Genomic DNA, 19,633 nt, shown 5'->3' with positions numbered 1-19,633 from the left:
TGGGCTGCCCCCGGCGTCGTCGGCGCGACGCCCCGGACGTCGGCCGTGGTGGCTCCGGGTGTCCCGTCGGACCCGCAACCGGACATCGAGGTGTGTCGTTTGCCGTGTGGACCTGGTGGGTCGGGTGACTGTCTGGGTATGTGCTGCCGATGTCATGGCCAGCTTGGAGTAGGACGCCCCGGCCCTCGCTGACGACCGCTGTATCAGCACTGGATGGAGACTTGCGACCGATCGCCCTTTCCGAAGTTGTGACTACTGAACCGCGGCGGGTCCACGCCCCTTGACCAGACAACCGAAGAGGGTGATGCCCGATGGGCAGTCTGTGGGCCGGCGTCGACGTCGGCAAGACCCACCACCACGTGTGCGTCGTCGACGACGACGGCACCGTAGTCTTATCTGAGAAGATCCCCAACGACCAGCAGGCCATCTCCGGCATCGCCGGACGGCTCGGCAAACGCCGCAAGCCGATCCGCTGGGCCGTCGACCTGCGCGGCGGACCCGCCTCGCTGCTGCTAGCGGTGCTGTTAGACCGCGGCGCGGACGTACGCTACGTCAGCGGCACGGTCACCTCGCGGATGGCGGAGGCGTTCCACGGCGAACGCAAAACCGACGCCCACGACGCCTACGTCATCGCCCAGACCCTGCGCATGCGCAACGATCTACCAACCCTCACCCTAGCCGACGAGGTGCAGCAGCGATTGAAGCTGCTCGTCTCCCGCCGCTTGGACCTGGTTGCCGACCGAGTCCGCATCACCGCCCGCATCCAGGACCTCCTCACCATGATCAGCCCCGCCCTGGAGAAGACACTGAACCTGCGCAGCAAGGGTGCGCTGCGGCTCCTCGAGCAGTGGCAGACCCCCGCCGGGCTGCGCCGTGCCGGTGAAGCCCGAATCCTGACCCACCTGCGCCAGCACGGTGTCCGGGCCGCCATGGCGCTGACCGTCAAAGTTCTCACCGCCGCCCGGACGCAGACCGTCACTGTCGCGGGGGAGACCACCGCGGCCGGGATCGTGGCGCAGATGGCGGCCGACCTGGAAGCGGTCAACGACCGGATCACCGCCCTCGAGGAAACCATCGCCGGCATCGTCGCGGAGCATGAGTTGGGCGAGATCGTCACCAGCCTGCCCGGCATCGGCACCGCCCTCGCCGCCGAGTTCCTCGCCCACGCCGGCACCCTCACCACCTACCCAAGCGCCGCCGCACTCGCCGCGCACGCGGGCCTCGCACCGATCTCCCGCGACTCCGGCCGCAGGCAGGGGCATCAGGTTCGGCCCCATCGCTACCACCGGGGTCTGCGTCGGGTGTTCAGCATGTCCAGCTTCACCGCCCTGACCCACTGCCCACGGTCACGCGCCTACTACGACAAGAAACGAGCCGAAGGAAAGACCCACCGGCAAGCCACCGCCGCCCTGTCCAGACAACGCCTCAACGTCCTCTGGGCCTGCATCCGCGACCAGACCCCCTACAGCCCAAACAACCAAGATCAGCAGAGGCGGCGGCGTGCCAACCCGCGTAGAGACTCCGGGGTGCGCTCCTGGGCTGCAACAACAGGGGTCCGGGTGACGTGGGTGAACGTGGGCCACTCCCTGCCACCCCACGTGATCCCCCGGGTCGCTAGACTGGGCGCCCGCGCCCTCGTAGCTCAGGGGATAGAGCAACGGTTTCCTAAACCGTGTGTCGCAGGTTCGATTCCTGCCGGGGGCACCTCGAAGACCAGCCGAAACGCTATCTGAGCTGGCAATACATACGCCCCTCTATTAGCACACGTGTGCAGGCGTAGGTCACTGAAAGCCGCTGTTTGTCGCTGCCCGTGGACTATTTGTGGATTGATCTTGAAGCCGTTTCCGCAGCTCAGACGGGCCGCGGTGGACGCCACGTGGATTCTCCGGGGTCCGGCCGAGCCTACCCATCCGAGTCGTCGTCCAACGCCTCCTCGATGCGCTGGTTGACTCTGGCCTCCTGGCCATCGATGCACTTGGCGTACACCTTGAGCAGCACATCTACGGAGTGCCCAGCTCGCGCGGCGACTTCGGAGGATGGCAGCGGATGGCCGACCAACCCGACCGATGGACCAGTGCCCCTGTCCCGCGCAGTCGCCGCCATCACCGCCGCTGGTTACCAGGTAGATGCGGCGCTGTGGCGCGTCAACGCCAGCGCCACTGCCGCCGACTGCACGCAGTGCCACGCGGGATGCCACGATAGCCCGACACGCTGATCGCACACGCCCGTGCTGATTACCACGGCCTACGCTCCAAGGAACTCAAGCCACCGCAGTCAGCACGGGAGCGGGTTGCCCGACCACCACTGGAGCGATCTACCCCCCCTCGGTGCGACGTAGCATCGAGGCCCATACTGGCCCGGTCCGAGCAGCACGCTCCGCCACAACCGGCGCCACCTCGGAGGTCGCCGCCACCCTGCGCACCGACTGTGGGCCGGTGTTCTGCAAGGCCATCCGGACCGCTCACCCCATGTCCCGGATGCATCGCATGGAAGCGCGTGTCAATCCGTGCCTCCCGGACACGGCACCGCGACTACGGTGGGTCGTCGAATCCGAGGGCTGGCTGGCCCTCGGATTCGACCACGCGGAGGGCCGACACCCGGACCTATCGCCCGGCTCGGCCGACCTACCGGCTATCGCCGATGCTCTGACAGGGCTGTCCCATGCGCTGACGCCCTGCCCGCCAGTTCGCGTCCAGCCCGCCACCGTCCGATGGCAGGGCAGAATCGCCCCCCACCTCGTTGACGGCGATACCCTCTGCCACACCGATGTCACGCCGTTCAACTTCCTTGTCGGTCGAGGCGTGGTGCGTCTCGTTGACTGGTCCATGCCCATCAGGGGTGCGGCGTGGACCGACACTGCCCTGATGATCGTCCGACTCATCCGGGCAGGCCACACGCCAGCACAAGCCGAATCCTGGGCAGATCAGATCCCGCCCTGGAAGCAGGCATCCCCCGAGGCCGTCGAAGTCTTCGCGTCCTCGCTCGCGGACCTGTGGGAGCAACGCCGACGCGAAAACCCAGTCCCCCACCGAAGGCAACTGGCGGAGGCCGCCCAGGCGTGGGCGGCTCACCGCGGCACGCAAGGGCCACGCCCCCGGCCGGAGCTGACCCGCCCCCTGTAGCCGCTCGCCCCGGCGCGTCTCCATCCCCGTGGGAGGCGACCGGGGGCGAGCCCCTGTCACGCCACCGGCCCCTCGGTCAGGCGCTGCCTGGCGACGGGCCCGCGACTACCGGCCCGACGGCACACTGCCGCCGCCACGGACTATACGTGGACTGATCATGAGCAGGAGTGGCCGAGATCGCCCCACCTGTGCAGGTCAGAAGCCCTGTGGCGAGCCCTTCTTTACTCGTTTCCTACACCGTGTGTCGCAGGTTCGATTCCTGCCGGGGGTACCTCGAAGGTCAGCTTAAGCGCGACCTGAGCAGCGGATGGATTCCGGCGTTGACCGATTGACCTGTGCAGTGTTGTGCCGCCACAGGCGCTCACCACGAAAGATCCTGCCCCGCTCGACGGCATCGATCATTTCACTCACGCCCAGCGAACCCCCTTCCTCGACCGAGCACGATCAGGGGCAAGTACCCGATCGCCACCGCCGCCATACGTGACGGTGACTGTGACCCGCGCCGTTGGATCGCTGCCCAAGGTGTTGGCGCGCAGGTCAGCCACCAATCGACCACCATCTCGGCCGCCTCGTAGACCGCCATCGTCGCCGGCGACCCAGTTCGCGACCGGCGTGGCTTCGGTCGGGTCCCCCTTGGCGTCGAACTCCTGCAGGGTCACGTCGCAGCCCGGGTTCGCCTCGTTGTGCTGCTTCACCGCAAGCTGGGCACTCTTGAGCGCCGGTAGCGCCAGACCCGAGTTCGGGCCACTGTAGGCACCGAACATGGCGATCTTGCCACCGCAGTCACTGCTACCGGCGGTGTCGTCCTCCGCCGCCTGACAGCCCGTCGCGGCAACGAGGGCTGCCGACAACCCAACGGCGCCGAGCGCCGGTATGTACTTACGCCTCACGGCTGTAGATCCCCTCCAGTTGCAGGAGTTCCGTGCACACCCCGAGGCAAAGGCGACCCGCACCGTGCGCTAAGTCGTCACTCACGCCGTTTGCGGGCTAATTCGATCCGGCGTCATATCTGGTTGCCAGCACCAACCTCGACAAGCACCTAGTCGGAGCCGGCGCACTCTCGCACGGGCATGCAGCCCCGGTGGGCGCGGTCGGGCGCGCTGCTCGCGGCTTGGTGCCACGCGGTCCCGGCTCGACAGGCCCGGGCAGGTCAAGACACATGAATCGACCATTTGCCGCCTATTATCTCCGAGTAGGGCAAATAGTCGTCAATGTGATGGGAAATCATGAACAAGAGCGCAAAGGTGGTTACTACCCGCGCCGCCGCGACCGCCGCGGTCGCCGCCGCCACCGCACTCGTGATGATGGGCAACGTGGTCAGTGCCGCGCCCGTCGGCCCGATCGACCCCGTCCAGGCCACCCAAGGATTCCTGGTCATGACGGAGGGAAACGCGAATGTGGTCGGTACGGAGAACGAGGGGACGCTCGCCGTCGGCGGGAACCTCGTATTCTCGCAGTACCAGTTGGCCACGGTGAGCGCGGGAAACTTCTTCGCCCCCGGCGAGAACAACCCGACGGCGCTCGTGGTGGACGGGCAGGTGGACTTCGTGAACAGTCAGCCCGCCACCCGCCTCCAAGTCCTGCAGAACGGGTACGCGAAGATCGGAAACCTGAACGACACCTTCGTCCGGGATTTTGACAACAACAACGTACCGGCCAATACCCGAATCCTGCCGGCCAACGACTACGACGCCTCGCCCCGGATCGAACTCGTCACCAACCAGTCGGTACCGAGTGTCGGGCCGGTCTCGGTGATCGACTTCGCGGAGGCGTTCCAGACCTTCCGGTCAAACTCCACCGAGCTCGCAACATGCCAGAACACCGTCGTGCTGCGGGCCCCGAACGGCGACCCGATCTCCTCCCCCATCCCGCCCGGGACCAACGCCGTCATCAACCTGAACGCGAACACCACCAACGTACTCAACATCACCTCGGCCGATCTGGACAACATCGGCATCCTGACCTTCGCCGACCAGCCGACCGCGAGCAGCCCGTTGTTGGTCAACGTCAGCACCACCGACGCGGGGGACACCTTCGCCTGGACCGCACCGAACTTCGCCGGCATCGGCGGGCCCGAAGCACGATTCATCCTGTTCAACTTCCCCACCGCCGCCGCCCTCACCCTGGCGCCCGGCGGCGCCACGGTCGAAGGAACGATCTACGCACCCCGCGCCGACTTCACCGATCTTGACCAGAGCAACACCGAGGGCAGCATCATCGCGCGCACCCTGGAGCACCGCGGCGGGGAAATCCACGACTTCCCCTTCAGCACGACGCTCGCCTGCGACAGCAGTTCCCCGACGGCCAGCCCGACGGTGACGCCGACCGGCACGCCGACCGCCGATCCGACGATGACCCCGACCGTCACGCCAAGCCCGACCGGGACCGGCCTACCCATCACCGGCTCGTCCAGCGGGTCCATGCTCTTCACCGGCGGCCTGGCCGTGCTGACAGGCACCGCCCTCCTCCTCACGCTCGGTCTCGCACACCGGCGACGGCGCACCGCCGGAAGCTGAGCGCGTGTCGGGGCAGCAGCCAATGCCGCCCCGACACCAACCCCGCCGTCCCACCACCCCGTAACCGACCCGGGAACGCGCCAGGTGGCACCGGTCCGCGACGACCGCCACCTGGCGCGGGGCTCTCTTGAGCACCAGCATCGGTACGGTGTAGCGCATGATCCTGCCTGCGAGTCGCACGAACGCGGAGGCGCACCTCTACATGGACCTACGGCCCTGCACCTGCGGGGAGGCACGGTTCGACCGGCAGAGCGCGGTCGTGGCGCTCGAGGACGGCGACCTGGCGGCCCGCTACAGCGGCCCCTGCCCTGCCTGCGGCCGAGCCCGCGAGTTCACCTTCCGACTGCCCGCCGAGCCCACTCTGGCCCCGTCCGGCGGGTTCCACTACGGGGCGGCCGAGCCGTCGCAGCTCCTCGACCCCGGCGAGTGGCTCTGGGCGGCCGACGCGTACGCCAGGTTGGTGCCGGCGGGCCGGGCGACCGCGGAGGCGGGGCAGCGGGCCCAGGCGACGCTGTTCCGGGCCGTAGCGGCCCTTGACGAGGTGCTCAAGTTCGTCCCACCCGGCGCGGAGTCCGTGCCGGCCAGCGCTTTCACCAGCGAACGGGGACGAGACCTACACCGACGGGACCCGGGCCGCTTCCGGCGCGACCGGTTGGCCGCGGTTCGCGACGCCTACACCGGGATGCTGCCGCCGGTCGGTTGAGCCGGTTCGCGACACCTACACCGGGATGCTGCCACCGATCGGCTGAGCCGGTTCGCGGCGGGCCTCGTCCAGGCAGGCGGCGAACGCCCCGACCAGCAGGGGCAGGGTGGTCAGGAACTCACGCAGCACATGCCGGGGGTTGTGTTCGCGAGCATCCGCCACCTCCGCTCGAGCGCCGGCGTCGGCGAACGCCGTGCAGACCTCCCAGAGGTTGGCGCCGGTGCTGCTCCACTGCCACACGTCGTGGGCCAACGCCGGTAGCCGCAGCACCGGGGCGGCACCGAAGATTCCGATGCCGTAGTTCAGCGGGTCCTCCGGGGTGTTACCCAACGACACCATGAGCGGCAGCACCCGGTACGCGCGAGCGAAGTCCTCCAGATCCGGGGCGTCCAGGTCGACCTCCAGCAGGAGGCCCTCCTCCAGGAACTCCGTGACGAATCGATTCGGGTCGACCACACCGATCTGCTCGGCGGCCTCGATCACCGCGGCCCGATTCCAGGTCTCGCCGGGCCGGTCCACCGGGCAGTGCGCCGCGGCCCACACCCCGAAGGCTTCCGGGTCGGGCATGGTTATCGAGAACCGGCCGATGCTCAGGGCGTTGTACTTCATCGGGGCGCCGACGCTCGGGAAGAACTCCCCGGTGTAGCGCCCCACCGGCAGGATCAACGGCTCGACCATCGTGGGGTTCCTCGTCGTGTCGGTCACGGCAGCGGCTCCAGGTAGATGACGCTGGCCACGAGCAGCTGGTGGATGTCCTGCAGGAACGCGGTGAGCATCCGTTCCGGGTCGAACAGGTCTGGCTCGGTGGCGTTGGCCTCCCGTTCTTCGGCGGCGAGCGCCTGGCACATCGCCCAGAGGCTCTCCCCTGACGGGGCCCGCTCCCACAGGTTGAAAACGGGGCGCGTCACCTTCACCATCGGGTGTTCGAAGAAGCCGATCGACCAGAGCCAGGGCTCCTCGGCGCTGTTACCCAGCCCGAGTAGACGGGCGCCAACCCGGTGCCGGCGCGCGAACTCCACCGCTTCCACCGGGGCGACCTCGACGAGGAGCCCTTCGGCCATCAGCCCGTCCAGCAGTGGCCCGGTGTCGACGCCGGGCAGTTGGCCGGCCGCCGCGTCGCGTACCGCCGAGACGGTCCGGGGCTGCTCGGCCGGTTGGGCACCAGCTCCGTGCGCCAGCGCCCAGAGAGTGAAGCGCTGGTCGTCCAACTCCCACACCTCCGCGCCGAGACGGACCCGGTGGATGCGTTCGGGCGAACCGGCTGTCGGGTAGAAGGTGCCGAAGAACTGCCCCACCGGCAGCAGCTGGGCCGGCCCGGGCGGAGTCTCCGCGGCCTGCGGTCGGCTGTCCGGCAGGACGGCCAACGGCGCGTGCTCCTGCGGCCGATCCACCGACGGCGGTTGCCTTTCCGGGCGGAGGGTCACCGGCGGGGGATAGTCCTCCGGGCGGAGGGCCCGTGGCGACTGCGCCTCCTGTGCGGAGTGGCCGGGCTGTCCCGGCCAGATGATCTCGGCCGGCGACAGGTCGGAGACATCGACCGGAGTGATCCGGCCGAGGAAGTATCCCATCGAGCGAGCCAACGGAACGAGGTGCTGTTCCCGCCCTACGGCACCCTCGGGACCAATCGGTCCACTCAATCCGGTGTCGGGCAGGAAGTAGATGCCCTCACCCGGCACGGGGTGCGCCCGCAGCGAGAGCACCAGGAGGCCCCCGACCAGGTTCGCGATCACCAACCAGTCCGACGACAGCCAGGGATCCCGATGTTCACGCTGGGCGCGCACCAGGTCCAGTGACGGATGCTGCGGATGCACACCGAGCAGGGGGCGTTCCGGGATGAGCAGAAACGGCCGACCGGGGATGTGATGTTCCATTTCGGGCTGCGCCCCGTTGCTCTCCCTCAGCCAACCGCGGTAGTCCGCCGGCAATGCCGTGCCGAGCTCGGCCTCCACCGCCTGAAGCTGCGCCTCGTCGAGCTGCCCGTAGGGGCGCAGCCGGGCGGATTTCCAGACCCGGCCAGTCGGTGGCGTCATCACCTCGTGCTCGTCGACCCGCCGGACGATGACGTGCCACTCGTCCGCGTTCTTCATGTCGACGTCCGCGAAGCGCCAGGTCTCCTCCCCCACCGGGAAGGTCTCGCCCAGGACCACCTCGTATCCAGGTGACTCCTCAGACCAGAGGGGCATCACGATGATCTCCGCGCGGACCGGAGGACCCTCGTTGAGCCACCCGACGCCGAGCCGGGCCGGCCCGATGTCCGACGGTGTGTTGTTTTGGATGTACGTCCTGTCCGTAAAGGAGCGCAACGGCTCTCCTCCCCGCTGTTGTGTCGGCACGATCACCCCTCCAGCATGTCGTGCAGTGCCGCCTCGTCAGGCAGCGTGAAACCGAGCACCTCCGACGCGATCCGCTCGGCCTCGACCCGGCCGACCGGCAGCACGCTGCCCACAACGGGTGGCGCCCCCGGCACCGTCCAGCGCCGGGTGCGTTCCCCCCGCGCAGACGACTCCGACACCGCCAAGCCAATCACCGTACCGTCGGCGGCGGACAGGGCGTAGTAGGCGAAGGCATACCCCAGCTCCTCCACCAAGGTCCGCCCGAGGGTGTGCGGGTGGGAGGACTGGACCAGCGCGGTGGGCGGAGTCGCCGGGGTCGGTGGCGGCTCCAGGTACGCGACATCCTCACTCATCAGATCAAGGAACTCCCGCACCGTCATCGGCGTCGGGTGCCTCGTATTCCAGGGATTACGCAACTGCACCAAGCCGTCGCCGACCGCCACCACCTCGTAGGCGTGTCCGGGGACGAGCCGGTGCGGAAGCTTCTCGCGGATCGCTGTCGGGTAACGCTCTCTCGCTCGGGTACCGGTGAGCACCGGGCTGCCGGCGGCCAGCAGTGCGGCCAGCCGGGCTTCAACGGCGACTTCCCGCCCCGGGGTCGGGTCGAAGGATGCAGCGCGGCTCGGCACTCCGGTGAGCTGGGTGAGAAGCTCGGCCTGCATCTGCCGATGGCTGCCGACATTCAATCGGGCATACCCGGTCGGTGCGGCCACGAGCGGGTCGTTCGGGCTCTTCCATCCGGTCCAGGTCCGTTGCCACTGCAGGTGACGTTCGAGGCTCCAGGTCCGGTCCACCGCCGCGAGCGCCTTCTCCAGCAGCGACGCCCACGAGCTGCCGTTCTCGCTCTGGTCGGCGTACGCCGACCGGCCGCTCACCGGATCTCGTACCGGCACGTCGGGGTGCACGGTGATCCGTAGCCGACGGCCGGTCGGCTCGATCGAATCGGCGAGCAGGGTGCTCTCGTGCAGCAGCACGTCCACGGTGCCGTCCGGGTTTGACTGGAAGAGCTGCGCGATCGCTTCCGGACGGTGGCCCGCGACAGCGGCCATGCTGGCCAGCATCCCGCAGTCGCCAAGAACTCCCTGCCGCACCTGCTCCCGCTCGGGCGTCCCGTCGAAGAGCGGGGCCGGTCGGCCGGTCCGGAGGTCGCGCGCCCGGCCATACTCCGGCGCGGGCCTATCCGGCTCCTCAGCCGGCAGGGCGACCCGGTCGGCGATCACAGTGACCTCGCCAGCGGCGGCAGTCGGGGTCACCTCCAGGTCCAGCGGCAACGCACCGGACACCAGCGCGTGCAGTGCCCGAGCGAGGACGCCCGGCACCAGTGCCAGTGCTCGGGCGTTGGTCAGGTAGTGAAGTTCATTCGCGTTCAGCTGCGCCATGGCGTCGGGGCGCGCGCCGAAGGTGGCGCGGATCGCGACGTAGCTTCGGGTCCGGTCTTCCGCGAGCAGCGACTGCCGCCCCGCCTCCGCGCCCAGGTCGAAGGCGGACCGCGAGTCTGCCAGCGAGAACTCCGGGGCGTGGGCGAGCACGTACGGGCGCAGGTCAAACCGGCCCGCCAGGTTGACGTAGACGCCTTCGGCGGCGACCCGGTCGGCGAGCTCCGGGTCCACGTCCCGGATCAGGCTCAACTGAGCCGGCGGCAGGCCGATGATCTGTCCGGCGTAGGCCGGCATTCGGGGCAGGCTGGCCTGCTCCTGTTCGCCCTGGATCATCAGTCCATGCAGCTGGGCCTGGAGTTCGGCGCTCGACGGCACCTGGAAGTCCGGGGCGAGTCGGGCTCGATAATCGATCCACCGATACTTTTCGACCTCTGTCGCCGGGATACCACGCACGACCTTGGCTACCGACTCCTGCGTCACCGAGGCCGTACTCAGGCGCATCAGCTGTGCGCCTACGTCCCGTGGGACGACGGCCCACCGGGCAGGTGCCGCCGGATCCCCCGCTCGCAGGCCAAGATGATCGGCGAGGGCATCGATCTCGGTGCGCAGGGCTAGTCGGGTACCCGCGTCGGCCGACTCGTACTCGGCGGCGAGTAGCCGCACCTCGGCCATCCGCCCGTGGTCGTGTGGGGTGAGCCCGGCCGGGTCGATCAGCCCGTCGACGTTCCCCGGGTCGAGGGGTCCGGCATAGATCTGCCGGGAATCGTACAGCGCCGCCAGCTCCGCGATCTCGTGCGCGAGCGCCCGGGTGACCACACGGTCCACCGCCCGGTCCGAGACGGTCACCGTGAACGACCCGTCCGAGTTACGCGTCGTCTGGGCCACCACCCCATCGGCCAGTGGGCCGGCGGTCAGCAACACCCGGAACGAAAACCGTCCGGCCGCGTAGATCTCGAAGCGACTCGGACCGGTTTGGCCGATGTGGTCCACCCCCGCGTAGGGACCCACTCGCGGCAGTGCGGCCTGGGCGGTGGCCAGCACCGCAGCCGGGTCGGCGACGGGTCGCCCCAGACCGTGGAAGTCCGATTTCGGTACGGCCGCCGCCGTGATCCGCCCGGAGTCGGGAGAACCTTCTGGGCTGCCGCTGTGCTCCCGGACCGCGCCGGTTTCCGGGCGGGTCCCCGTCGGGGCTGCCGGCCCAAGGCCGACGATGTCGAAGAGGCGAGCGAGCAGGCCCACCCGGCGATGGGTTTCCGCCAACCGCTCGGCCAGCTGGTCGGTGGCCGCCTCGGCAGCGCCGAGCTGACCCTCGAGCCGGTTGGCCGCCTGCCCCAGCTCGGCGAAGGGCTCGTTCAACCGGTCAACGACCTGGTCCACCTGATCAGCGGCGTCCCGGGCGTCGCCGCGCGCGTCAAACCGGCTGCGCCGGTCGTCAACGGCGAGGCCCTGCCGCATGGCGTGCCACTTCGCGGCCCCGATCACCGGAGCGGCGGCGGCTGCGGCGATCGGGATCACCGGTGCCAGTTGGCTCCCCACCGCGATGGCTACCGCAGTGGCCACTCCGCCGGTAGCAGCGGTGGTCAGCGCGCTCGAGACGAGGTAGGTCCGAAGGCGCGGTACGCCCGGGGGGCGCGCGTTCTCGGCGGTCTGCCACTCGGCCCGGAGGGTGCGGAGCTGTCGCCCACGACCGGCACGGTCACCGCCGAACTCGGTGACCACCTGCCGGGCCGCGTCCGGCAGCTGCGCGATCCGGTCCGTTGCCCCGAGCATGCCCACCCGCAGGCCCAGCCGGTCAATCACCGCGTGCAGTTCGCGTAGGGCCGGCCGCAACGAGAGCGTGTCCGCCGTGCGCACCTGGTGTGCGGCCGTCTGTAACTCCCAGGCATCCGCCCTGCTCAGCAAGGCCGGACCGGCTGCGGCCACCGTCCCCCCGGTGCCCGCGGTGGCGGCCGGGTCGGACGGGGCGGCGGCCGGGTCGGACGGGGCGGCGGCGGGGGCGCGTTCGTGCGCCAGCCGGCCCAGCGTCGCGTTGATCTCGTCGAGGCGCCGGGATGTCACGTCGAGCTGCCCGGCGGCGTTGGTCACGACCGTCACCGACGGATCGGTCAGCCTCGCCGCCCGCGCCTGCGGCTCCATCGCCGGATTCGGGTTGGCCAGATCCCAGGCCCGTCGGGCGTCCGTGACCCGGGCCTCGGCGCGATTGAGCAGCAGGTCGCGGAGCGGGCCGAGGAGTCCCCCCGCCAGGATCTTGCTGGGCCCGGCCCCCGCGGCGACCTGGACGGCCTTGGCCACCCCGACCCACGTGCCGGCTTGCACCAGTGGTCCGAGGGTCTGCTCGACCGCGTGCACCCGGAGGCTCCGCACGCTGCTCGGCCGTTGGGCGCTGTCCGTCGCCGGGGTCGGCGGGCTACTGAACCGCTCGATCACCCGGCTGTGCACGCTCAGCCGCCCGTGCCGCTCCACCACCGGCCGCAGCTTGGCCGGTACCTGCTCACGCCGCTGCTCCGCACCCGGTGTCCCCTCGCGCAGACCGAGCTGGTCGACCAGGACCCGCAGGTGCCGGGCCACCGACGGGCGTGCCAACGGGCCGACGGATTCATGCCGTATGGCGAGCTCAGCAAGCTGTCGCAGCAACGCCTGGTCACGTGGGTCGACCGACGGCACGGCGGCCGGAACCGTCGATGTTTCCGAGCCGGTGGACACCCGCGACTCGGAAGTAGCACCCGTCGACCTGGGGGTGGCGCCAGTTGACCCGGGCGTGGTGCCCTTCGACGCGGGCAGTCCGGCCCAGGCCGGGTCGCCGAAGAGCAGGCGGCGGAACGAGTCAACGAGGCCGCCGCGCCGCTGCGAGGCGGCGACCCGGCGCTCCAGGTCGGCGAGGCGCTGCTCCAGCTCGGCAGTGCGGCGCACGGCGGTGGCGGCGCGGTCGGTCACCGCGCTGATCGGATCGGCGACTGCTTCGGCGGCCTGGGACAACAGCGCCGCTGCCGGCATCGCGGGGTTTGCGATATCCCAGCTGTCCCGGGCATCCCTGGCGGCGGCCTCCCGCCGGGCGACCACCGGGTCAACCGCCACCCCCGTCGCCGCCGCGGCGAGCGCGCCCGTGATCCCGAACCAGCCGAGTCTCAACTGGCCGAGGAGATCACCGACTCCCGCCACGGTGGCGGCTGTCAGCAGGTTCGGCACGTTCTCCACCACCGACGACCACCACGGCGCCACCGCGCTCGGACGCTGCCCGTCAGCCGGGTAGCGGTCAACGGCGGCCCGGACCCGATCCCGCACGGCAGCCGTACGCGAGTCGCCAAAGCGGTCAACGAACGGTCGTACGTCTGCCGGCACCAGGTCCCGGCGCTGGTCCACGCCGGGCGTTCCCTGCCGCAACCCGAGGCTGTCCAGCACTGCCCGGATCTCCCGGCCGGTGCCGAACCGAGCCCATGGCCGCGCCCCGTCGTGACGTGCGGCGAGGCCACGCAGCTCGGCAAGGCGCTCCTGCTCGCGCGGGGTCAGCCCGGTGTCGGTCGAACCACCCGGGACGCCAGCCGAGGTCGTACCGGTTCCGGGGCTGTCATCGGACACCGCCGATGCGTCCTTGCCCGTCGACGGGAATCGGCGAGGAGAGCCCATCAGCCGATGCCTACGCTCGTCCCGGCGTAGCTGCCCCTGAACCGCCGATACCTGTCCATCGAGCCCGGTGGCCGCCGTACCCAGCTCCTGAGCCGCCGAGGTCACGTCGGCGGTACCGGCGGCGAGCGCCGCCGCGGTGGTGGCGTCCTCCTCCGCCACGGTCCGGGCCTCCTGGCGGGCGTCGTACCGGGCCCGACGGTCCTGGGCCGCCAGCCCCGCTCGCTTGGCCAACCACATCGCCGGACCGGTGGTGCCGGCGCCCACGAACGCGCCGGCACCCAGCATCAGGGCCAGCTCGGGGGGACCGCCGGCGTTGAGGGTGAACGTCGTTGCCAGGCCGAGCAGGAGCGAGTTCACGGTGAAATGCGTGCCGAGGTACGTCCGCATCCGCGGCAGGCCGACGGGACGCCCCTCTGCCTCGGCGGTACGGCGATCGGGGCGTAGCCGGGAACGTTCGCTCGGTGGGCCCGAAGCTTGGCTGATCACATCAGCCAGCGCAGTCCGCACCTCGGCGGGCAGGGTGGCCATCCGCTGCTCCGCGCCGAGCATGCCGTCGCGCAGCCCAAGGCGGTCCACAGTGGCAGCGAGCTCGCGCCGGTTAGCCGCACGGGAGAAGTTGTTCGCCGTCCGCACCTGATGGGTGATCGTCGCCAGCTCGGCCACGTCAGCGGGGGTCAGCGGCGGCACGACCGAAATGCCCGCGGCCGGTGACGGCCCCTGGCCCGAACGCTCCTGCGCCGCCCCTTGATCAGCCCTCGAGTCGGCGGACCGGTCCGCGACCGTGCTTGCTGCGGTCGGCCCGGCGCCGGTTGGACTCAGCCCGGCTGGTTGGCCCTCGGCCAGACCTGTCGGCCCGCGATCCGGCCCTCCCGCCGCGCCGCGATGTAGCGCTTGATGATTACCGGCACCGGCAGGCTCATGTGCGCGGTCACGATCCCCGTCTGGTCGATGATGAAGCTCCCATGACCGACGTGCATCCCGGCCGCCTGCTCCTCCGCCGACAGCTGCTCCTTGGCCAGCCAACCGAACTCGAACGGATGAAGATCGATGTCGTTGGTGGTTCCCAGCAGACGCCTGATCAGGGCCATCGCCTCGTTCTCGGTCACTGGATGTCCCCTCTATCGATAGGTTGAGCGACCGTAGCGCGTAGGTGTACGCGACATTGTCGGCGGATGGTTCCGGCGATGTCATACCGTCCTGCGGGTCCCACCAGACGGGCCCAGCCGCGCCGTATGGGTGCACCACCACGAACGCGTGAGAGTCCTCGCTCTGGACGTTGCCGTGCTCATCCAGCGCCAGCTCACCGGTACCCCGGTCGACCTTGAGCCACTGGGCCACCACCAACGCCGAGGCGCCGGGACCAGCGTCCGCTATCCACTGGTGCAGTTGCGCGTACTGCTGCGCGACGGCTGCCGCCCGTTCCGTGGGCGTGCCGGGCAACTCCCCCGTCCAGGCAGCCAAAATGTCACCGCCGAGCCAGGCTTTGGCCCGGTCCAGCCCACTGCGCTCCCCCGACTCCCTATCGATGGAGCCGTCAGGACGGAGGTCCGGCCAGCGCGGCTGGGACACCTGTGGGTCACCGTAAAAGCTGGACAACGCGGACAGAGAACAGTCCAGACAGTTGTTGCTGCGGCCCTGCTCAGCTGGTCCACCGTCATTAATCAATTGACCGTAGGGATGGGTGGACGGGTCAGCCAGGTAGGCAAAGCCCTCGGCCGTCCGCAGGCTCAGTTCGACATCCTGCTGATAGCGCGGATCCTCCAGTGGAGCCAGTTTCCCCGGCCCAACGGATCGCGTAGCGGGCATCCCGTGATTCGTTTCGGGTACCGACAGGACCTCGGGTTCGGCTACTTCTGGGCGTCCCGCAGCCACCTCGGTAGCGCCTCGCGGCAGATCTCCGTCAACTCCGCCTCCGTCGGCAGTGAAACCGTCGTGAAGTGGAGCACCTCCCGTTCCGCCGGACCAGTCGGGTCCTCCGGTCGCCTCAGGAGGAAGTATCCGAACCTCAGCGTCCCCATGCCTGCCCACCCAGCCTTGCTGCCTCGGGTCCGGGCGCACTTTGGGCCGGCCGTTCTCCGGATCACAAGGCACAGCTTCTACCAGTGTCTGCTGATGGGCCGACTCCGGTGGAACCAGCCCCCCGGGCTCACCGTAAGGACGCCTGTCACTCAGGAGTGGCCCGTTGCCCACCACCTCTGGCGCCGGCGGCTGGTATACAGTCGGTGACCGCTCGGGATCAGAAATCGGCTCGATACCGAACTGGGGCAAGAGGTGCCGGCATGAGCGACACGGTGGTCGGTAATGGCCAAGGTCATAGTGGACATCGTCCTCGACTGCTGACTTGATCTGATGGGTGACGATCTGGGCGCCGCTGAGCGCGTCTAGGGCGTACTGCTCCAGCGTTCCGGGCTCGCCCGCTTGCCTCCACTCTCCTTCCAGCCGGTAGAGCTGGTCAGAAACCAGGGCGACCTCAGCGCACTTGCCGTGCCCGGCCCCCGTGCCAGGCCCCTTGCCCGGCTTCGCATCGAGCGCGGCCTTGATTCGATCGAGGGTGGCCTGCACCAGCGGATGCACCGCCGGCCGGGTCGACGGCTTCGTGCTCTTGTTGGCAGCCATGCTGGTGTGGGTCGTGATCCCGCCGTTCGGCATCATCAACGCGCCCGCCACACCCGGCATCTTGGCCTTGGATATATCCTTACCCTTGACCGCTTTTCGAACGGCTTCGGCCATTCTCCGAGACGCCTCGATAAGCGTCCGCTTGGCCTCCGGACCGTTCGGATCGCCGCTAACGGTGAACGACTTGCCCTGCCAACTGTGGGTACCGCCCCCGGTCGGGCGCGTGGAGCGGGCAATCCCGGTCGGGCCGTCTGCTTCGATGCTGCCGCTGGCCCCAGTAACCGTGTCAGTAGCCGGCGCTCCAGTGCGCGTTGGTGCGGTGGTCGTCGGGCTATTGGTCGGTGTCCGTTGGTGGGGAATGCGGTTTGCTGGGTCAGGTGTGGCCGACGGGTTGGTGCCGGTTGCTGTCGGCACGGTCGGTGTCGGGGCCGGTGTGGGGTTGTTGGGGGTGAGCGGAGTGGGGCGGGCTGTGTGTGTCGCTTTTGGGTTGCTGGTTGATGTCGATTGGCTGTTGGTCGCCGAAGGGTTCGTGGCGGGCGAGGCGGCTGCTGCCGCCGGGATGTGGGATGTCCCGCTCCGGCTACTCACGCTGGCTGGGGAAGTACTCGTGCCCGAAGCGCCGGTGGTGGGAGGGCTGGCGGTCGGAACGGTGGGGGTGGGTGTTGGTTGCCTAGGTGATGGTGTGGGTGTCCCGGTCGTTGTCGGGTTTGTGGTGGCACCGCTGTGGGGGGCCGCAAGCGCGGGACCAGGGCCGGGGACGGAGGCGCTGGTGGTGGAGGTGCTCGTCGTGCCGGTGGGGGCGACTGCAGGCGCCGAGGCCGGGTTTGGGGTTGAGGATTGTGGTGCCGGTGGGAAGTGCCCCCGGGCGTTTCCTTCGGTGGACGGCGACAGAGCGCTCTGAATGGTGGAGGCAGCAGAGTGCCCCGCCAAGTTGATTGTGTCGCCCTTGGACCCACCGTCCCTGCCTCCGCCGGTAGCCACAGAGGCCGGGTCTGACCACCCTCCGGAGCCGGCCTCGAAGCCCGCATCGGCGCCACCCCGACCAGTGCCGGCCGCCGAACCAGGGCCGGCACTCGAGCTGCTGTGGGTGCTGGTGCCCGCGCTGGTGTGGGTGCCCGGATCGGCACCGGGGGCGGCGGCGAAGGCGTCAGCGGTAGCTTGATCGGTGCTGAGGCGGGCGTTGGCGGTGTCGCCCGTGGGCGAGGCAGCAGACCCGGCGCTACCAGTGGTGGGAGTATGTCCCTGACCGGTGCCGGTGGGGGTCTGTCCCTGGCCGATGCCGCCGGAGGCTGCCGGGTCCATGGCCGGTGGTGGGGCCAGTGAGATCGACCCGAGTCCGGTAGTCGGCACGCTATCCAAACCGGCATCCGGTCCAGCACCCTTGAGCTTCCCGGGATCGAAGCCCGTCAATCCGTTCTGCAGGTCCGCCAACGCGCTACCACCACTACTGGCTGCCATCGTGGCACCACCACGACCAGCACCACTGGCAAACCCACCCAGCAGCGCGTCCCCACCCGGCACGCTCCACTCCGACGCAACCACCCGATGAGCCAAAACGCTGGCTGCCGGCGAAATAATCGCGTTCTGCACCCCAGCAGCAAGCGTCCTACCGCCCCACCGAACAACCCCCGCACCACGAAAATTCATCAACGGCGGACTGAACGACACCGGCAACCGTGGCGCCACGTTATGACGAGCGAAACGAGTACCAGCGCTCAGCCCAGTACCAAGAACCGCACCAAAAGCACCGCCCAAACCCGCCGTGGTAGTACGACTCACATCCCACTGCGTCCGCGTACCCGCATTCATCTGATACGCCTGCGCAGCCAGATCAATCAGGAGTTCCTCACCAACCTCCTCAGCCAACTCCAAGGCAAACCGCCGCCCGGCCCCCCGCAGCCCCTCCCGAGTGAGTCGCTGACCAATCTGACCACCAAGACCACGCAGCGCCGCCTGCCGCCCGGCCCGAGTAGCAACATGCCGCCCCAACTGCGCGACCAGCCGGCGAGCCGCGACCGTAACCGCCTGCCGACCCGCCGCCAGAGCCGCGGGAATACCCACCGCCGACACCCCGCCCAGGAAGGCCATCATCATCGACACGAAAACAGCGATCACCGTGACGTAGAAAGCGATGACAATCGTCAGCTTTGCATACTCGATCTCCATCGCGGCATCATCAGCACGAAACGCGAATTCGGCAGCCACCTCCTGAATCAGCGGCAACCCCATATCCGGATCAACACCCAGTTGGTTCCAGACCTGACTAAACGCCTCCCCCGTACCCCCACCCCAACTCTGAAGAAGCCTCAAAGCCGCTACATCAGCGTCAAAGCGGGCACCATTCACCGCCTCAGCAAGCCCCCGCCAGGCCTCAGCAAGCTCCCGCAACCGATCTTCGTCACCCTTCGGCCACGCCTCACCAGCACTCACCCAACAGATGGCTTCCCACACCGTCGGATATTCGGCAATCAAACCCTCGGGAAAAGGTACCGCCATCCCGTCACGCCCCCGTTCCCCCACACACCCGATCCCACCGGGATGTCAGGCGTCACCGGTACCGAAAGACTCCGCGACCGCCTCATCCACCGCAACAGTCCCCGCCAAGGCCGCCAAAGCAATCGCACCAAGCACCTGAACCCGCCCCACAATCACCTGACCACCCTCAAGAACATCAGCAGCAGGCGCCTCGCCCTCCAGGTAGTTTTTGTTGAATTCCTTGCCGTAATCGTCAGTGCCCCACGGCGAAGCCGCATTGAGCGTGGAAATGATGGCCGCATGCTCCGCCCAGCCGCGAGCCAGCGCAGCGCCTGCCGCATCGAGTTGACGGGCACCATCACGCGCACCGTCCGGGTCGACAAACGTGTCATTCGGACCGTTCATCAGCCCCCCTCCCGGAGATGTCGCGATCAAGCTGACCAAAGACACCCGCCAGATCATGATCCAGGTATGCCTGAAACTGACCGTCCGGCACGAACGGCTGAAGTAGCTCCTCAACCTCCGCCAGCGCCGTCTCCGTCGCCCGCTGGATCGTCTCTGTGACTGTGGTGGACAGCTCTCTCGAGTCTGGCCGCCGATAGATGCGCGGATCGAACTCCACTTTGGTGACACGACCGCTAGGACCAACCGTCACCGTCACGAACCCGTCTTCCGAGACCACAGTGGCATCTACCGCCTTCAGCTGCTGCTGGAGATCGTCCACGCCGGACCGCATCCGCTCGAACTGGGCCATTAACTCGTCAGCGCGAGCGCGCAAGGCCTCAATGTCCACGACGTCTTCTCCCCCGCACGTCTACCTGGCGTCACCAGCGGTCGGCACTTGGCACAGCCCACGATACTGAAC

11 protein-coding genes, 1 tRNA gene and 4 pseudogenes are annotated in these 19,633 nt (G+C 68.9%); 5 read left to right on the top strand and 11 right to left on the bottom strand.

Going from position 1 to position 19,633, the window contains the following annotated elements:
- Nucleotides 1-311: 311 nt before the first annotated feature.
- Nucleotides 312-1,403 (top strand): annotated as a pseudogene (locus tag AC1UKG_RS02925) (IS110 family RNA-guided transposase); the annotation flags it as partial.
- A 228-nt stretch (nucleotides 1,404-1,631) separates the two neighbouring features.
- A tRNA-Arg gene (locus AC1UKG_RS02920) sits at nucleotides 1,632-1,704 on the top strand.
- A gap of 198 nt (nucleotides 1,705-1,902) precedes the next feature.
- Here the strand turns inward: AC1UKG_RS02920 and AC1UKG_RS02915 are convergent.
- On the bottom strand, nucleotides 1,903-2,106 hold the full coding sequence (locus AC1UKG_RS02915) for a hypothetical protein (protein ID WP_033669282.1): 204 nt from the start codon (nucleotides 2,104-2,106) through the stop codon (nucleotides 1,903-1,905).
- 380 nt (nucleotides 2,107-2,486) lie between these two features.
- Between AC1UKG_RS02915 and AC1UKG_RS02910 the strand changes: the two genes are divergently transcribed.
- Nucleotides 2,487-3,122: a hypothetical protein gene (locus AC1UKG_RS02910; RefSeq protein WP_482641871.1), complete on the top strand. Its 636-nt coding sequence runs from the start codon at nucleotides 2,487-2,489 to the stop codon at nucleotides 3,120-3,122.
- Nucleotides 3,123-3,655: 533 nt separating this feature from the next.
- On the opposite strand, the pseudogene AC1UKG_RS02905 reads toward AC1UKG_RS02910, so the two are convergent.
- Nucleotides 3,656-4,012: pseudogene (locus AC1UKG_RS02905) on the bottom strand (branched-chain amino acid ABC transporter substrate-binding protein); the annotation flags it as partial.
- A 336-nt stretch (nucleotides 4,013-4,348) separates the two neighbouring features.
- On the opposite strand from AC1UKG_RS02905, the gene AC1UKG_RS02900 reads away from it, so the two are divergent.
- Nucleotides 4,349-5,638 (top strand): choice-of-anchor A family protein, encoded by a 1,290-nt coding sequence (locus tag AC1UKG_RS02900; protein ID WP_018743337.1) that lies wholly within the window; start codon nucleotides 4,349-4,351, stop codon nucleotides 5,636-5,638.
- 157 nt (nucleotides 5,639-5,795) lie between these two features.
- Nucleotides 5,796-6,341, top strand: coding sequence for a hypothetical protein (locus tag AC1UKG_RS02895; RefSeq protein WP_018743336.1), 546 nt, complete (start codon nucleotides 5,796-5,798; stop codon nucleotides 6,339-6,341).
- Nucleotides 6,342-6,356: 15 nt separating this feature from the next.
- Here AC1UKG_RS02895 and AC1UKG_RS02890 read toward each other — a convergent pair whose 3' ends face one another.
- The 9 genes and pseudogenes from AC1UKG_RS02890 to AC1UKG_RS02850 form a co-directional block, all read right to left on the bottom strand.
- Nucleotides 6,357-7,019 carry a hypothetical protein gene (locus tag AC1UKG_RS02890; protein ID WP_018743335.1) on the bottom strand — a complete coding sequence of 221 codons (663 nt, stop codon included), beginning with the start codon at nucleotides 7,017-7,019 and terminating at the stop codon, nucleotides 6,357-6,359.
- A 23-nt stretch (nucleotides 7,020-7,042) separates the two neighbouring features.
- Complete coding sequence (locus tag AC1UKG_RS02885) at nucleotides 7,043-8,644, bottom strand: DUF6406 domain-containing protein (RefSeq protein WP_482641933.1); 1,602 nt, start codon at nucleotides 8,642-8,644, stop codon at nucleotides 7,043-7,045.
- Between the two features lie 32 nt (nucleotides 8,645-8,676).
- Nucleotides 8,677-14,310 (bottom strand): C2 family cysteine protease, encoded by a 5,634-nt coding sequence (locus tag AC1UKG_RS02880; protein WP_482641934.1) that lies wholly within the window; start codon nucleotides 14,308-14,310, stop codon nucleotides 8,677-8,679.
- 182 nt (nucleotides 14,311-14,492) lie between these two features.
- Complete coding sequence (locus AC1UKG_RS02875; protein ID WP_018743332.1) at nucleotides 14,493-14,783, bottom strand: hypothetical protein; 291 nt, start codon at nucleotides 14,781-14,783, stop codon at nucleotides 14,493-14,495.
- A 142-nt stretch (nucleotides 14,784-14,925) separates the two neighbouring features.
- Nucleotides 14,926-15,483 (bottom strand): annotated as a pseudogene (locus AC1UKG_RS02870) (toxin glutamine deamidase domain-containing protein); the annotation flags it as partial.
- 41 nt (nucleotides 15,484-15,524) lie between these two features.
- Complete coding sequence (locus AC1UKG_RS02865) at nucleotides 15,525-15,695, bottom strand: hypothetical protein (RefSeq protein ID WP_018743331.1); 171 nt, start codon at nucleotides 15,693-15,695, stop codon at nucleotides 15,525-15,527.
- Nucleotides 15,696-15,942: 247 nt separating this feature from the next.
- Nucleotides 15,943-18,789 (bottom strand): annotated as a pseudogene (locus AC1UKG_RS02860) (YwqJ-related putative deaminase); the annotation flags it as partial.
- 45 nt (nucleotides 18,790-18,834) lie between these two features.
- On the bottom strand, nucleotides 18,835-19,173 hold the full coding sequence (locus AC1UKG_RS02855; RefSeq protein ID WP_018814265.1) for a hypothetical protein: 339 nt from the start codon (nucleotides 19,171-19,173) through the stop codon (nucleotides 18,835-18,837).
- Nucleotides 19,157-19,561, bottom strand: a complete 405-nt coding sequence (locus AC1UKG_RS02850) for a YbaB/EbfC family nucleoid-associated protein (RefSeq protein ID WP_482643178.1) — start codon at nucleotides 19,559-19,561, stop codon at nucleotides 19,157-19,159. The genes AC1UKG_RS02855 and AC1UKG_RS02850 overlap by 17 nt, the downstream gene beginning before the upstream one ends.
- Nucleotides 19,562-19,633 lie beyond the last annotated feature (72 nt).

This window comes from Salinispora sp. CH2A1_6 (assembly GCF_056820975.1).
Note: the sequence above shows the minus strand (reverse complement) of the source record. Positions and strands in the feature narration are given on the sequence as shown.

Bases quoted from the DNA above. Each gene is read 5' to 3' on its own strand.
- AC1UKG_RS02910 (WP_482641871.1), top strand. From the start codon at position 2,487: ATGGAAGCGCGTGTCAATCCGTGCCTCCCGGACACGGCACCGCGACTA.
- AC1UKG_RS02900 (WP_018743337.1), top strand. From the start codon at position 4,349: ATGAACAAGAGCGCAAAGGTGGTTACTACCCGCGCCGCCGCGACCGCC.
- AC1UKG_RS02855 (WP_018814265.1), bottom strand. From the start codon at position 19,173: ATGAACGGTCCGAATGACACGTTTGTCGACCCGGACGGTGCGCGTGAT.
- AC1UKG_RS02865 (WP_018743331.1), bottom strand. From the start codon at position 15,695: ATGGGGACGCTGAGGTTCGGATACTTCCTCCTGAGGCGACCGGAGGAC.
- AC1UKG_RS02890 (WP_018743335.1), bottom strand. From the start codon at position 7,019: ATGGTCGAGCCGTTGATCCTGCCGGTGGGGCGCTACACCGGGGAGTTC.
- AC1UKG_RS02895 (WP_018743336.1), top strand. From the start codon at position 5,796: ATGATCCTGCCTGCGAGTCGCACGAACGCGGAGGCGCACCTCTACATG.